Source organism: Pseudooceanicola atlanticus, from assembly GCF_000768315.1.
Taxonomy (GTDB): domain Bacteria; phylum Pseudomonadota; class Alphaproteobacteria; order Rhodobacterales; family Rhodobacteraceae; genus Pseudooceanicola; species Pseudooceanicola atlanticus.
Genome location: NZ_AQQX01000017.1, coordinates 15,827 through 30,590, shown reverse-complemented (window position 1 = coordinate 30,590; position 14,764 = coordinate 15,827). Strand labels below are relative to the sequence as shown.

Annotated in this window: 16 protein-coding genes and 1 riboswitch; of the genes, 7 read left to right on the top strand and 9 right to left on the bottom strand. The window is 59.9% G+C overall.

Going from position 1 to position 14,764, the window contains the following annotated elements; translation table 11 throughout:
* Positions 1-83: 83 nt before the first annotated feature.
* Positions 84-202, bottom strand: a riboswitch (TPP riboswitch).
* A gap of 126 nt (positions 203-328) precedes the next feature.
* From ATO9_RS20795 to ATO9_RS24510, 7 genes are read right to left on the bottom strand one after another with little or no spacing between them, the layout of a single operon-like run.
* On the bottom strand, positions 329-1,903 hold the full coding sequence (locus tag ATO9_RS20795; RefSeq protein WP_043754004.1) for a cytochrome-c peroxidase: 1,575 nt from the start codon (positions 1,901-1,903) through the stop codon (positions 329-331).
* Positions 1,900-3,126 carry a His-Xaa-Ser system-associated MauG-like protein gene (locus ATO9_RS20790; protein ID WP_202902171.1) on the bottom strand — a complete coding sequence of 409 codons (1,227 nt, stop codon included), beginning with the start codon at positions 3,124-3,126 and terminating at the stop codon, positions 1,900-1,902. The genes ATO9_RS20795 and ATO9_RS20790 overlap by 4 nt, the downstream gene beginning before the upstream one ends.
* A complete protein-coding gene (locus ATO9_RS20785) occupies positions 3,110-3,508 on the bottom strand; it encodes a TIGR03982 family His-Xaa-Ser system protein (RefSeq protein ID WP_229737720.1) in 399 nt (132 codons plus the stop codon). The genes ATO9_RS20790 and ATO9_RS20785 overlap by 17 nt, the downstream gene beginning before the upstream one ends.
* Positions 3,483-4,022: a His-Xaa-Ser repeat protein HxsA gene (gene hxsA / locus ATO9_RS20780; protein ID WP_043754003.1), complete on the bottom strand. Its 540-nt coding sequence runs from the start codon at positions 4,020-4,022 to the stop codon at positions 3,483-3,485. The genes ATO9_RS20785 and hxsA overlap by 26 nt, the downstream gene beginning before the upstream one ends.
* On the bottom strand, positions 4,019-5,098 hold the full coding sequence (gene hxsC, locus ATO9_RS20775; RefSeq protein ID WP_043754002.1) for a His-Xaa-Ser system radical SAM maturase HxsC: 1,080 nt from the start codon (positions 5,096-5,098) through the stop codon (positions 4,019-4,021). The genes hxsA and hxsC overlap by 4 nt, the downstream gene beginning before the upstream one ends.
* Positions 5,095-6,504 carry a His-Xaa-Ser system radical SAM maturase HxsB gene (gene hxsB / locus ATO9_RS20770; protein WP_043754001.1) on the bottom strand — a complete coding sequence of 470 codons (1,410 nt, stop codon included), beginning with the start codon at positions 6,502-6,504 and terminating at the stop codon, positions 5,095-5,097. The genes hxsC and hxsB overlap by 4 nt, the downstream gene beginning before the upstream one ends.
* Positions 6,504-6,761 carry a hypothetical protein gene (locus ATO9_RS24510; RefSeq protein WP_043753999.1) on the bottom strand — a complete coding sequence of 86 codons (258 nt, stop codon included), beginning with the start codon at positions 6,759-6,761 and terminating at the stop codon, positions 6,504-6,506. Before ATO9_RS24510 ends, hxsB begins: the two co-directional genes overlap by 1 nt.
* A gap of 338 nt (positions 6,762-7,099) precedes the next feature.
* Between ATO9_RS24510 and ATO9_RS20760 the strand changes: the two genes are divergently transcribed.
* Entirely contained in the window at positions 7,100-7,432 is a 333-nt protein-coding gene (locus ATO9_RS20760; RefSeq protein ID WP_043753997.1) for a YegP family protein, read from the top strand.
* Positions 7,433-7,618: 186 nt separating this feature from the next.
* Here ATO9_RS20760 and ATO9_RS20755 read toward each other — a convergent pair whose 3' ends face one another.
* Both ATO9_RS20755 and ATO9_RS25075 read right to left on the bottom strand, forming a co-directional pair.
* Entirely contained in the window at positions 7,619-8,506 is an 888-nt protein-coding gene (locus tag ATO9_RS20755) for an ImmA/IrrE family metallo-endopeptidase (protein ID WP_043753995.1), read from the bottom strand.
* Positions 8,503-8,838, bottom strand: a complete 336-nt coding sequence (locus ATO9_RS25075; RefSeq protein WP_081979695.1) for a helix-turn-helix domain-containing protein — start codon at positions 8,836-8,838, stop codon at positions 8,503-8,505. Before ATO9_RS25075 ends, ATO9_RS20755 begins: the two co-directional genes overlap by 4 nt.
* A gap of 139 nt (positions 8,839-8,977) precedes the next feature.
* Here ATO9_RS25075 and ATO9_RS20750 point away from each other — a divergent pair, with 139 nt between their 5' ends.
* From ATO9_RS20750 to ATO9_RS20730, 6 genes are all read left to right on the top strand, one after another.
* Entirely contained in the window at positions 8,978-10,345 is a 1,368-nt protein-coding gene (locus ATO9_RS20750; RefSeq protein ID WP_043753993.1) for a nucleotidyltransferase domain-containing protein, read from the top strand.
* A complete protein-coding gene (locus ATO9_RS25115; RefSeq protein ID WP_475274215.1) occupies positions 10,329-10,898 on the top strand; it encodes a type II CBASS E2 protein in 570 nt (189 codons plus the stop codon). The genes ATO9_RS20750 and ATO9_RS25115 overlap by 17 nt, the downstream gene beginning before the upstream one ends.
* Positions 10,822-11,889, top strand: a complete 1,068-nt coding sequence (locus ATO9_RS20745) for a CBASS cGAMP-activated phospholipase (protein ID WP_052418505.1) — start codon at positions 10,822-10,824, stop codon at positions 11,887-11,889. The genes ATO9_RS25115 and ATO9_RS20745 overlap by 77 nt, the downstream gene beginning before the upstream one ends.
* Positions 11,890-12,150: 261 nt before the next feature.
* Positions 12,151-12,981: a type IV toxin-antitoxin system AbiEi family antitoxin domain-containing protein gene (locus ATO9_RS20740; protein WP_043753988.1), complete on the top strand. Its 831-nt coding sequence runs from the start codon at positions 12,151-12,153 to the stop codon at positions 12,979-12,981.
* Positions 12,971-13,888: a nucleotidyl transferase AbiEii/AbiGii toxin family protein gene (locus ATO9_RS20735; RefSeq protein ID WP_043753984.1), complete on the top strand. Its 918-nt coding sequence runs from the start codon at positions 12,971-12,973 to the stop codon at positions 13,886-13,888. The genes ATO9_RS20740 and ATO9_RS20735 overlap by 11 nt, the downstream gene beginning before the upstream one ends.
* Before the next feature lie 13 nt (positions 13,889-13,901).
* Positions 13,902-14,741 (top strand): hypothetical protein, encoded by an 840-nt coding sequence (locus tag ATO9_RS20730; protein WP_043753982.1) that lies wholly within the window; start codon positions 13,902-13,904, stop codon positions 14,739-14,741.
* Positions 14,742-14,764: the final 23 nt, after the last annotated feature.

Below are 14,764 nucleotides of genomic sequence, written 5' to 3'. Positions count from 1 at the left end.
TAGCTCAAAGCGTTGGAGACCCAGTTCCGCGTCGAATGGGATTGCCGGTGTGGGAATAGCCCTCCACGAAAGTGGTCGGGGCCCGCGCGGCCAGTGCACCATCCCTACGCCAGTGTGAACTGGATCAGGTTCATCGGGTCACTGCGCTGCACAGGTGCCAGCAGTATCTCAGCCTCTTGTCGAGACCCCCCGGGTGAGTGCCCGCAGGCTGTTCTGGGCGCGCGCAAATGTCAACGCACGATAAGAGGGGCCATTATCGTTACCGGCCCTATGCCCTAATTCGATAGATACTCTTCAGATTCTAGGTTCCTCTAAGAGCCATGCCTGATCAGGGCGACAATGCGTCGGCACGGCGATCCTCCAAGGATTTCAGAAACGCTATCAAAAGCTCGATTTGAGCATCGGTGATCATAGATCTTGGCGCGAGGATCGGCGAAATCGCATCAATCTCTGTCGACCCCATCAGATGCTCTCCGCCTTCGGCGTAGGCCCGTGCAAACTGATATGGATTGAGATGTTGCTGGATCGCCTCGCTGAGAGTTTTGCCCTGACCGTTATGGAAATAGGGCGCCGTGAGCGTGACGTTCCGCAAGGGCGGCGTCCGGAACAGAAACCGGTCCTCTGCCAAACCGGTGGCATAGAAGCGGCCTAAATCCTTCTCCTCCCGCATGTCGGGCACCCCGATGGAATGGAACCCGAAGTCACTGAAGACATCGCCCACATGACACACGGCGCATTTACCGACGCCATAGAATAGGACCGCCCCGCGTTTCTGATCCGCCGTGAGGGCGGAAAGATCGCCGACGAGGTAGCGATCCCAAGGCGTTTCCCGGGACTGAAAGGCGATCTCGATGTAATGCGCGAGCGCATTGCCGAGATGAGCCGGACGCACCTCTTCGGCAGCCCCGACCCCGTAGCTCTTGCGAAACAACCTCTGATATGTCTCCGTATCCTTACCGCGCTCATCGTCCTCGTAGAGTCGCGTCGCGAGGCGTGTCAGCACAGCTTCGGGGAGCGGCGCGCCGAGTGACTTGGGAGCAAGAACATTCCCGGCGCCGGGCTCGCCAAGCATCTCCGCCGGGATAATGATCGGCCGAATCGATTGCAACGCCATGAGGTTCTCGAATCCCGTCGTCGGCAGGGGCTCGGGCGATACGAGCCCGCCCTCATTCGCGGCGGCGAGCGCCTGAACCCGACCATCCCAGAGCATGGTTGAGACGTCGTTGTGGTCGCGGTTCCAGAGATCGGGCACGTTGCGCGCAGGAACGCCGGGCAACCATTCTGGCGATACGTCAAGATGTGTCTCCAAGGCCGCCCCGTCCGCGGTCGCGGAGACCAAGACATGGCAGGTGGCGCAGGTGCGATCCCCCTGCCCGCTCAGGAGTGGATCGAAAAATAACCGTTCGCCGAGCCGGAACTTCGCATTGCGCAGATATTCCTTCAGAGGCAGCGGCGCGAGATCGAAGAGCCGGGACGTGACGCGCAGCTGGGCATCAAGCTGGTCCGCATCCGCGAGCACCGCCCTCAAGTCCGGATAAGCGGGATCGGAGGTTGCAGAGAGGTTGAGGGCCGCGAGCGCATGCCGCGATACGCCCTCCGAAAGCAACTGTTCGGTGAGCACACTGTAGCTTTTGCAGGGCAACCGGCCGATCTCGAGAGACAGGTCGAGGCGCGCCGCCTGCGCAGGGTCCAGTTGGGCACGGGTCTCCTCTGTCGCCTCCGCGCTGCGCAGCGCTTGGTCGCAGGCGGCGGCCAGCGCGCGGAGGTCCTTCTCCGTCCGGTGAAGCACGAAACGCGGACGTAGCTCTGCCAGGTAGAGCCAGACCGGCAGGGATAGACCGATCCCGATGATGGCGATCCGGGTGAAGAGGTCGAGCACATCGCGCGGGCGCACCCGCTTCACCGCCCGGGCTCCGGATCGAACTCCAGCGCCGCCAGGAAGGCGACGAGCTCGGCGATCTCCGCGTCGCTGAGCTCGACCGCGTAGCTCGGCTCCAGTGACCAGCGCGCGATTTTCTGGTAGACCTCGGCCCGATCTAGCGCGGAAAGTCTGCTGGTATCGATCTCTGCCAAAGGATCGACATGCGCCCGGATGGCGCCGGCGAGATCCGGCTCGACCCCGGAATGGGAATAGGGCGCGGTCTTGGTGACATTATAAAGCGGCGGCGTGCGGAAGGCGTAGCGATCTCGGGGGTCTTGCGTGAAATTGTAGCGGCCGTAGTCGATGCCGAAGCCGTTGAACCCGAACCCGAACTGCGCGAACGGAATCGCGTGGAACCTGAGGTCCGAGAAATAGGGGCCACTGTGACAGGCCGCGCACTGCCCGCGGCCGTAGAAAAGGAGGCCGCCGGCCAGTTCCTGGTCTGTCAGCGCCTGACGCTCGAAGACAAAGCGATGGAGCTTGGTCTCCCGAAGCCGGAACTCGGAGCGGATGAAGGCGGCAATGGCCTCGGCGATCTGCAAGTAGGTGAGCTGCTCGAAGTCAAGCCCGGACGCTTCAGACAGGGGCTCGGCGATCTCGGGCGTCCCCCGAATGCGGCGGGCGATCTCCTGGTGCACCCGGGCCGCGGCGTTGACATCGCCCTGGCGGAGCCATTCCGTGTCATTGCTCTCCCCGATCATCTCGCGGAACTCCACCGGCGGCAGATGCGCGGTCACGACCAGAGGGTCGTCGGAGGGCGCCATGGTGCCGAACTGGCTTCGGACCGCACCCGAACTGGCATCTACCCGTCCGTCCCAAAAGAAGACGTCGAAGCCGATCCCGCCGCGGCCCCAGAGGGCGAGGGCGTTGCGTGAGAGCACCCCTGCCGGGCTCTTCATCCGCTCGACGCCTTTGCCGACACCACCTGCCCCATGTCCAAGCGGCAGACCATCCGCGGAGCCGAACTCGTCGAGGTGGCAATTACGACAGGAGACGTTCCGGGTAAGCGAGAGAAGTTCGCTCTCGAAGAGGAGTTTGCCGACCGCCGCCTTTTCCGGTTCGAAATCGGGCCAGGACTCTTCGGCCGGACGCAATCCATTCTCCAGCGCGGCCTTGCGCAGGACGGCCTCGCGCATGGTTTCGGCCATGGCGGGGGCGGCGCAGATCAGCGCGATCGCGAAGAAGACCCTAGTAATGGATTTCATGGATCTCGATCACATCCTGCAGGTCTGTCGCCTTGGCCTCGATGGCCTTCAGTGCCATGTAGGACAGGGCTGTCTCGTCAAGCCCGACGAGCATCAGCCGCTTGCGCATCAGGTCGTAATCCTGGCAGTCGATCAGCGCGATCTCGCTCGCCTCGAGGTCCCGGACACTTTCAGCCGAAGGCGCAGCCTCCAGCTTCTGTTTGGCCAGGAGATGCGCGCGCATCGAGCGATCACAGCGATAGGTCGCCTCTTGGTACGACGGCTCGGCGACGAGGATCACCCCCCAGGTCCAGAGCGGCGGAACGATCTGGCCGATCACCACGCCACCGGCCAGGACCAGGGCATATCGGAGCCAGCTACTTCGCAACGATATTGAGCGCATCGAGGACCTCGGGGGTGATGGTGCCAGTGATCTTCAGGTTCCAGTCCTTCTGGAACTTGCTGAGCGCAGTTTTGGTGCCGGTGCCGACGATCCCGTCGATGGCACCGGTGTAATAGCCATAGGCATAGAGTGCCGTCTGAACCCGCCTGACAATCTCGGTGAAGGCCGTACTGTTGCCGGGCAATGTTTTCGGCGCCTGCGACGCGCGCGGCATGACATAGGATGGCGGCGTGCTGTTGCTTGAGGGTTTCGACGGGCGATAGGAACTGCCCCCACTCGAATATCCCCCGCTCGAGGAGGAGCGATGGCTGCCATGCGATCCGTGCGAGCCATGGCTCGAGTGTGATCGGTGCCCGGCCAGCGTGTACTTGTGCTCGCCCCGTAGGATCTGGAACAGCGAGGCCGACGCATCATCGTCATAATCGAGCCGCGGTGGTGCGACCACGGCCTGAGCCCCCTGTGGCAGGTAGCCCGCGGCCGCGAGCGTGATGGCGAATTTTCCGATCTTCTTCATTGCGGCCGTATCTCCATGAATCCGTCCTCCTCCCGGTACCACTCGAAGAACCCGGCGCAGTCGTCGCGCAGGCTGCACGTTGCGCAGGCCGGGAGGTACTTCTGCTTCCAGTCTGAAATCGATCGTGCCGCGAGATCCCGATAGGCCGGAGGCACCGTGCAGAGCGGGAAATTGTAGAGCGTCACGTCTTGGCGGCGCGCGCGCATCAGGTCGATGGCCGCGCCGAGACTGGCGAAGTCGATGCTGCTGTCGAAGAAGCACCGGCCCCAGTTCATCCGGCCATAGCCGATGCGTTCCATCTGCATGATCGCCCAGGTTGCGGCGAAGGGTAGATGTCGCGCGATGAAGTCGGCGAGACTTGACAACCCAGGAGCGTTCTGCCGCAGGACAACTGTTCTGAGCTCGAGCGCGGCGCCGGCTAGGCCCAGGAGCGCGAGGTTCGGAGACAGCTGTGCGAAGGCGCCAGGCTTGCCGACGATCTCGTCATGGGTTGCGGGGTTGTCGGAATAGATTGGCACGCCCCAAAGCAGCCGTGCCCGGTGCTTGCGCAACCATGCCAAATCCGCGCGCTCGAAATACTGCCCGTTGGTCAGGATGTGGAAGCAGAGATCATCGCGGGTCGCGAAAACTGCGTCGATAAAGGCGAAGAGGGCGTCCTTGTGCAAGAGCGGCTCTCCGCCGGAAAGCCCGATCTGCGCGCCCGTCGGCGCCAGCCGGGAGGCCGCGAGGAAATGGTCAAACATGTCCTGGTGCTGCGGCTTCGGCGGCTGGGAACACATAAGACAAAGCTGGTCGCATTGCTCGGTAATCAGGAACGTGTTGTGCGGCGAGGCCGCCCGGATGAGTCGATGGGCGATCTGGCGCCGCGGGTCGACGAGCAGCACATCGCCCGCGACCTCTGCGGGCGCGACATCCGAAAGCCTGAACTTGATCTGTCCGGTCTGGTAGCCCAAGGTGCCCGCCTCCTCCGACCAAAGCGTGGCATCCTCCGCGCAACGCGGCTCCTCTTCGGCGATCCGGGTCACGAAAGGCGCGAGGGTGCGGTCGCACTCCGATTTGAGACGCAGCGGGATCATGGCGCGATCGGCCTCAAGGCGTCGGGAAGAGTCTCGAGCCCGAACCAGCGCGACAGGGTAAATTCGACCGCTGGGTCTTTGCTGTAAATCAGCTCCATTGCGAGGTCGAAGACAGCGAGGTGGCGCTGGCAGAACCAGCTGTCTTGGCGGGGCACATCAATCCGACCGCTGCGCGAGAGATCATCGATCGGATCGGTGCCGCAGAAGGGCTGATAGGGGCAGTGGATACAGTCGGGATCGAAGTTGTTGATGTGTCCCGGCGCGAGCAGGGCCAGCTTTTCCTGGTCCAGGCCATCGCTCACATTGCCGATGGCGAGATTGACCCGCCGGATGCGCGCCAACATGCGCGCCTCGTCGCTGGGATAGATCTGTCCGTCGAAATCGATGACCGCATTCGCGCCGGTCGGGATGTTGGGATTGCGCAGATCGGTGTGACCGTCCAGCCCGGGAGCGAGGATGCGTCGCAGGCAATGGGCAAGATAGAACTCCTCCATCACCCGGCCCGTCAGCGCGTTTCGCGCGATCAGCGTGTCGATGAAACCTCGATAGTAGGCGTTCCAGGCGGTCGAGGTCCGGGCCGCGGGATGGCTCTTGCGGGCGAAACCCTGGTAGTTGACGGGGCGCAGGTAGAGCGAGGTGAAGCCGAACGCCTCGTAGGCCGCGATCAGATCTTCCGGATCGGGCGGGTCGTCCATGTCGATGGTCGGCAGGGCGGAGACCCGTGCGGGACCGATCAGGCCGATCACCCGCTCGAGGTTGCTGAGGAAGTTCTTCGTTAGCGCGCTATCTGCGGTCCGGTTACGGGTATGGATCTGGTGCGGTCCGTCGAGCGAGGTGCTGATCAGCACGTCCTCGCTGTCGAGAAACGCGAGGATGTCCTCATCGAGAGTTTGAAGGTTGCTGCAGACCACGAAACGGACGCGCTGAAAGCGCCGGCGCGCGAAGGCGGCGACGGCCTGCAGGAGGTCGAGCCTGAGGAACGGCTCCCCGCCCTGGAACTCGATCTGGATCTCCTCGACCGGCAGGCCGTCGAGAAAGCCCAGCACCTTTTGAAGCGTCTCCGAATCCCAGTCGAAGCCCTGCGCCGCGAGCGGCGCGCGCGAGACCTGGCAATAGGAGCATTTCAGATTGCAACGCAGCGTCGGGATCAGGATCACATAGGCCGACCCGCCGCCCACATGCTGGCGCCGCGACCACCTCGTGAGAAACCCGGTATGGGCGAGATCGCCCGCCCACTCGAAGGCGTGGCCCTTTTCCCGCAGGAACCGTTCCTCCGGAGGCGTTATCGCGTCGCGCGCGTAGCGATCGACGAACCCGCTCTCGGCCAGGAAATAAGCGCCGGAGTCATCGGCGAGGATGGTTCTTTGATCGTCGAGATCGCGAAAACGGAGCGGCCAGATCTGCATCAGCCTGCCAACATCGCGTAGAGGCTCTGCCGCATGGACAAGGTCTGCCGGAAGACCTTCTCGCGATAGACTTGGTAGGTCACCTCGCGTTTGAGCCGCGCGAGATCGGACCCCGACGCGCCGTGCACCGCGACGCCCTTGTCCGACACGAGAAAGTCGAGCTCGGGATAGAGGTATCCAAGGCGCAAAAGTGCAGCGGGAATGCAGGGATGAAGTTCCGGGTCTATGGAAATATCGAGAACGGGGCTCAGGGACATATCTGCGGTCTCGGGGTCTGCTCAAAAATTGACATCCGGTGTGCTATAACATTCATTGGGCGTGGAATGTGGCAAAATTCATGCCCACGACGCCCAAGAAATGCACGTCAAGTGAACTTCCCGCAACGGGTGGCGCAAAGACACCACCCGTCTTCCGACCCTGAGGATCGGCCCCCCCAAAGCAGAACCATCGGCTGGCTCACGCAATGTTACCCCCGGACAACGTCGCAATTGCGTTGGAACGATTTCGATCCGCGTCAGGGAAACCGGGTCTTGCCAAGCCTTTCTCGCACCTGTCAACTGCGCGCGGAAATCAGACTTTCGGAGGAAGTGACAGAATGGCGGGTAAATTCGAACTCTACGAGGACAGGGCCGGGGAGTACCGGTTTCGTCTGAAGGCCGGAAATGGTGAGATTATCTTGACAGGCGAGGGCTATAAGCAGAAGGCCAGCGCCGAGAATGGTATAGCCTCGGTGCGCACCAACGCACCGTTGGACACACGCTACGAGCGGAAGACCAATGCGGCCGGAAAGCCTATGTTCAACCTCAAGGCCAGCAACGGCCAAGTCATTGGAACCAGCGAGGCCTATAGCAGCGAAGCCGCACGCGAAAATGGCATTGCCTCGGTAAAAGCCAATGCGCCCGATGCCAGGCTAAACGATCAGAGCTGATGACATACATGCGCGGCGCATCAGCTTGTGGCGAGGCGCCGCGCATGCCGTGGTAGGAATCGGCACGTTGTCGCGATCATGTTCGGCCGCATCACAAATTGGACACGTGTGGCTACTAGTTTCGACCCATGCCCAATGGTCTTCCTCTCTGCCAGCGCGCGTACCAATCTTCATCGAATGGCCGCTTTAGCGACCTATCGCGAACTTGGGGGTCCAGCTCTCAATCAATAAGGCTTCTTCTTCGTAGGCTTCGTCATCGGGATCGTCAGCAAGTTCTTCGCTGGAAAGGACGGTAAGGGTGAAGCCGTAAGCGCCGAGACCGATGACTTCTTCATCCAACGCAAGCCGTCGCCCACAAGAGAACCATTCAGCAAGACTGGTTTGTCCACATATCGAGCGCGCGGACCGGATGCTTTGCGTATCAGCGTTGAACCGCAGGGTATGGGTTCGTGGCAGCGGAGTACCCTTTTTGAGGAATGTGAGCTTGTCGAGCTTTTTGAAGCTGTCAGACAAGAACGCATATGCGACCTTGTCGCCGGAACTGACGACAACCGCCATCGGATAGTCGCAACATTCGGCGGCTCTGATGGCAGAGGCCGTGAGCGAGCACTCGGCCAGCTGACTTAGCGCAATGATCCCATCCAGACCGACACGGCTGCCCCCGATGACCTCGCCCACGAGTCTCGACGGCATGAGCAGCCCAGACGCAAAATGATCCGCCTCTAGCTCTATCGAACTCGTCCCTTGTGAAAACCCCGCCCTGGACATGTGGATCGGAGCAGTCTTCAGAATTTCCTCGGGATGCCCCTCAAGAAAATAGTGGCCAAGTTCGTGAGCCACGGTGAACCGGCGAAACCCCTCGCTCTTGATATCGGTCGCATAGAAGATGCCAACGCTCTCATCATGGAAGATGATCCCGCCGCTCACGCCAACCCGGCCCGGATCCTTTGGCTCGACCAAGATGTCTTCGCTCTCCGCGATCGCAAACGGATCAACGGGGAAGGCATCGTAGCCATTTTCTTTTGCTTTGAGTTCACCTTGGCGCCGCGCCATATGAATTCGGAATTTGCTCAACGACCCGACTTTCTCTGGTTCATGAGGTCGATCATCATTTGAATGTGCTCTCGGTCGTCGTCTGACAGGTTCTCTTCACCACGAAATGCCGTTGTTGCTCCCGCCATGTCGTTGGTCCTGCCTAGCAAGTAGTCTGACGTAACGCTCAATGCCTTCGCGAGGGCCCTAATGTTTGCAAACGAAGGCTTGCGCCGCTCCTTCTCGAAATGGCCGATTGCTGATGGTTGTAACCCAGTCTTCGCCGCAAGTTCCGTTTGGTTGATCCCTCGCGCTTCTCTGGCTTGACGTAACCTGTCACCGAACCCACCATTGGAATCCGTAGAATTTGACATGACGCTCCCGCATGTGTTAGTATGACGATATCGTAGGATTACTGCCGCTTGCTCGCGGCTTCTTTTTTCGCTTTCTATCCTACGAAAACGTCAAAAACTGTAAGACGGATCAGCGAATCCGTCAAGCCTGAGGGGGCAGATGAAGATGAATATCAGGACGAACCTCGAAGATTTCGCCCGCAGCCTGGAGATCGACCCTGTAGAAGCTGCGCTGATGGACGTTGCACGTGCCATCCAGATCACCCGCACGATGCACGACGAAGCCGACCGCCATTTTCGCGGGCTCGCTCAGCATGTCGACCGCCCTGGCAGCCCTCTCGAAGATTTGGTCCTTGAGATCTACCCTTCTGGCAGCTTTGCAATCCACGCCGCGACTCGGTCACGCCTGAAGACCGACCAGCACGACGTTGATGCCGTGCTCGAGATCGCGATCGCTCCTGGCACCGATCCGGCATGGGTGCTTGAACAACTGTACAAAGCGATCAAGGGCGAAAAAGGCAGCAAGTACTACGACTACCTGATTGAGAAAAACAGTCGCTGTGTCACGGTTACCTACCCGGACGGCGTCACGGTCGATCTGATGCCGGTCGTTCGCATCGATGGGGCACCAGAACGCGTGGCAACCTTGTTTCACCACAAGCCTGAGACGGACGAGCGGTACCACAAGGAGATCAATCCTAAGGGGTTTGCCGATCACTTCAATGCTCGCGTCGAGATCAGCGAGGCGTTTCAGAAGCGCTTCGATGCGCGTCGTTACCTCGTCGATGGCGAAACCTACACCGAACTGGCCACGCGGCTTTCAAATGAGACGTCTGGTCTGGCGTTGCAAAAGGCAGATACCCAACCGATGCCGGTGCATGTCCCGCTCGACCAGAAATCGCCTCGCGTGGTTGCCCTGCAACTGATCAAGAGGTTCCGCGACAAACGCTATCGCAAGCACGACGATCACCGTGGCAAACGCAAACCACCGGCCGTCATTATCGCAGCGATTGCAATCGATGCCAGCCCTGCAAACGATAGCCTGGTCGATGAGGTGATAGCGATTGCCAAGCGGATGCGCTGGCAGATCCGCAATGCTGAACAGAACCTGCGGTTGCTGGAAGTTCGCAATCCGGCACATTACCCCGACCTCTTCACCGATCGGTGGCCGGCTCAAAGGAGCGACCAGCAACTTTGGGCGGCGGACTTGCTCACCCTCATCGAACGCCTCGAAAACCTGAAGCGGGTTGGCTTCGATCCTGCGGTTATCCAATCGACGTTCGACGATCTGTTCGGTGAAAAGGCCGGTGAGACCGCTCTGCAGGCCTATCATCGTGCACAGACTGTCCAGCTCGAACATGGTGCGCTCGGCATGACACCGAGCGGGCATCTGAAACCTGCGGCACCTGTTTCGTCTCTGGCTGCACCAGCTTTGGGTGCTGGGATCGCGTCGGCACCAGGCCTCGTGAGGCCTGCGCGCGCGAATACGAACATGGGGGGCACTGTACCTGATGATAACTGTTGGTGATCAGATTGCGGACATGGCCGATGTCTATTCGGAATGGTCATGCGACCGGCTGAGCAGACGGACTTGTGTCTGGGAGGGGCGCCTGCAGCCACACAGAACGACGTACCGGCTGCGGGTAGAGTATACGGAACCCCTACTGCTCGAAGGTAGATCGAACCTGTACCTGCAGCCTCTTGTTGAGGTTCTTGAACCGACCATGCAAAGGCGTTTCGGTAACGAAGAAGGGTCCCTACCGCATGTTTATGTATCACATCCGCGAACAGAGCGTACGGGGCCATTCCTCTGCCTCTTCGACGACGAAGCGGATCAGTGGTCGCCAGATGACCTGATCAGCAATACGACCATTCCCTGGGCGTCCAACTGGCTGAGCTGCTACGAAAGCTGGCTCGCTTCGGGAAAATGGTTTGGGACCGGCAAACACATCAGAAGTCAGTCAGGCGGGCGATCCAGGTTGGCGGCACTTATGGAGAGATTTCATGGCACAACCTCAATCCCGCCGCTCGCAGGGCACCATCTTTCACCGTCGAGATCAACTCGAATGGCCCGCAGATGATTTTCGCGTACTTTCCATTGATGGCGGCGGCATAAAAGGCATTCTGCCTGCGGCGGTGCTGGCGGAATGTGAGCGTCGCTTCTTGAAGGGCGGTTCGGCAGCCAGCTACTTCGACATGATCGCCGGCACTTCAACCGGAGGAATAATCGCGCTCGGCATGGCAGCAGGAATGCGCGCAGAGGAGGTTTTGGAAATCTATATGCGCCACGGGTCGGAAATATTTCCCAGGCCTTGGACTCCTCCAACTCGAATTGGTCGCGCGATGCGATCCGCTTACCAGTTCGCCCGCGATCTTGCCGTCTATCGATACAACCGCGAACCCTTGGAACGAGCGCTTCGAGATCGCTTTGGCAACAGGACATTGGGCTCCGTCAATGTGCGTTTGAACATTCCCGCCTTCGATGGGTTCAACGAGGTCAACGTCCTCAAGACCCCGCACCACCCTGACTTCCGCCTCGACTGGCAGGAAGAACTGGTCACGGTAGCATTGGCGACGTCAGCCGCGCCGACATTCTTCTCGACCTACCGAAATGGCACCCGGCACTTTGCCGATGGCGGTGTTTGGGCGAACAACCCCGTCATGGTGGTGCTGGTCGATGCCATGAGCTGTTTCAACGTAGACAGACACAAAATCGACATCCTGAGCCTAGGCTGTGGCGATCAAGACCTTCGTATGACTGACGGTCAGATCAAGCGCGGCGGCATGTTCCACTGGAGAACAATCATCGAGAGCGCGATGCACCTGCAAAGCCAGAACGCCCTTGGACAGGCCGGACTTTTGATCGGGCGAGACCGCATGCTTCGTCTGACATCCGCTCCGACGCTCGAACCCATTGCACTTGATGACTTCACGCGAGCGAGTGCCGAACTTCCGCAGCAGGCGAAACGTCTTGTCGAAGAAAACGCCGAACGGCTTGAGACATTCTTTGATGCTCCTCGGGCTTCGGCTGCATTTTACCACGGACCGCTTAGCACGTCGGGCGGGACTTAAAGTCGGCCACATTCGCCGATAGACAAACACCGGTTTTCTCGTCGCAGGAACGACCGGTAGTCGCTCATCTGCGAAGCCCACATGGCCGGGTGTTTTCTCAGCTGTTCGAGGGCATCCCCCCTGCTTTGCTGGTGAGTTTCAGAGCCGACAACCACCGGTCTCTTTGAAAATGAGAAAATTTGTCCATCCTTGACAGACTATTTTGTGGGTTTCCACTGAAACAAGTGGCGGTCCCTTTAAAAATATATCATTGTGTCGCCTATGAGCGGACAAGAACACGAAAAACTAAAGGGCCTTCTTGAGGCTGTTCCCACGGGGTTCCTCGTGGACTCGGTCTGGCTTGAGCACCACGGGATAGGCCGGCGTTCGTCCTACGCCTATGTCCAGCGTGGCTGGCTAGAACGCCTTGGACGCGGCGTCTTCCGCCGCCCGGCACCAGGCAGCGCCACCACGAATACGCTCGATTGGAAGACCTGCCTGCTCTCGCTCCAGCACATCATGCACTACCCTGTCCATGTCGGGGGGGCGACGGCATTGGACCTGCAAGGCTATGCGCACTATCTCTCACTCGGCGACAAGAGCACAGTCTGGCTCTACGGCTCAAAAATCCCCAACTGGCTCGAAAAACTGCCGCTCAACGCCGAACTCCGCACACGCAGCGTATCGCTGTTCTTCGATCCAGAGTTGGGTGTCAATGACGCACGAAAAAATCTCAACGAGACAGCATCGTCCCTGCCATGGGACTGGAAACTGGTGATGTCCTCGCCGGAACGCGCGATCTTTGAGGCGCTGGACGAGTTGCCGGATCAGGAGAGCTTTCACAACCTCGACATGGTGTTCGAAAGCCTGACGACGTTGCGCCCAAGAACCCTCTCGGCACTGCTCAGAAGTTGCAAGAAGATCAAGGTCAAACGCCTGTTCTTCGTGTTCGCCGACCGCCACGACCATGCCTGGCGCAAGCGTCTCGATCCAGAAGACTTCGACCTCGGCAGCGGGGATCGCGCATTGGTCAAAGGCGGCAAGATACATCCACGCTACAGGATCATGGTGCCCGAAGAGTTTGTGGGAAAGGAACTTGGTCATGGCGCGTGAGGACTATGCCGCCCAAGTGGCCCTGCTCGTGCGGGTACTTCCGTATGTCGCGAAGGAGGAGATATTTGCGCTCAAGGGCGGGACGGCCATCAACCTCTTCTATCGCGACCTTCCGCGCCTCTCGGTCGATATCGATTTGACCTATCTGCCTGTCAAGGACCGCGGCGAAAGCCTCGTCGAGATCAACAACGCGATGGACCGGATCGCCGCCGCCATCGAAGGCGGCATCACCGGCGCCAAAGCTCAGCGCATTGCCGGCGGTGGCGGTGGGGCTACGCGTGCGCTCGCCCGCCTCGGCACAGCCGAAATCAAAATCGAAACCTCCCCCGTTACCCGGGGCGTCGTGCATGATCCGGAACAACGCGAAGTCTCCGAAGCCGTCGAGGAGGCGTTCGGATATGCGACGATGAACATCGTATCCTTCGAGGATTTGTTCGGCGGCAAGCTCCATGCGGCCCTTGATCGCCAGCACCCGCGAGACCTCTACGACGTTAAACTGCTCTACGAGAACGAAGGGTTTACCGACGCGTTGTTCCGTACTTTTCTGATCTACGTCGCGAGTTCACCCCGCCCGCCGCACGAACTTCTGAACCCAAACCTGATCGATCTGGATCAGCCCTATGCCCGGGAATTCGAGGGCATGACGAAGGAAGCGGTCGACCTCTGGGAATTGATCGCGACGCGCGACCGCCTGATCGGTGATATCCAATCCCGCTTGGATGAGGGCGCGAAGAGGTTCCTGAGAACCCTGCATGACGGCGCCCCCGACTTCGACGCGATCGACCGCCCTCAGGCGGCCGAGCTTCCAGCGGTCAGATGGAAGCTCATCAACGTGAACAAGCTGAAAGCAGAAAACCCCAAGAAGCATGCCACCCAAGGGGAAGAGCTGGAGAAGCTCCTCGGCTGAAGATGGACCAGAGATGACTGTTTTCGAGAACGACCCCGCCTACGAAGAATGCCTTGTGACCTTTTTTGATGTCCTCGGTTTCAGGAACCTCCTGCACACGCGAAGCGGTGCAGAGATCAGGCACTTGCTTTCCATGTTTCGCAGGGTTTCCGAAGGAGATGCCACGCCGCCCACCCGCTCCGACGAAATGCGGATGATCAGCGAAGTCCATGCCGAGATCGTGTCTGATGCGATCGTGAGAACCAGAACCATTGAAACTCAGTACCAGGCCGGCCCCTTGGTCTGGGAGCTCATCGATCTGCTGCACATCCAGATCGAATGCGTGGCAAATGGCATATTGGTGCGCGGCGCGATGACGATCGGCCCCATGCATCTCGGCATGGACTTCAGTGGTCCGGTGTTTGGGCCTGCCCTCGTTCAGGCATATTTCATGGAAGAAGGCGAGGTCATCTTCCCGCGCATTGCGATCCACGAAGATGTTATCGAACGCCACCGGCAGGACCAAACGCTCTGGCGGGAAGGACATTCCTATGAGGATGAAGAGCGTCACCTGAACAACCTCCTACGACAGGACGAGTCAGGCCTTCACTACATCGACTATCTTCGCGCCAGTCTCAGCGAGCTCGACGGCGAATACGCCGGCTGGATCGAGTTTCTGGGTAGGCACAAAACGTTGGTGGAGAGCGGTCTCGCCGACAGTCCCAATGCGACGGTGCGGCGCAAATACAGCTGGCTCAAGAACTACCACAACGCAGTCATCGACGAGAACATGGCAAACTTGGAACCGGGCGCAATGACCGAGGATGGCGACCCTTGCGAAGCTCTGTTCAGCGGGCTCAGGATCGAAGCCTGAGTTCTCTCAATAAGTCTCAACTG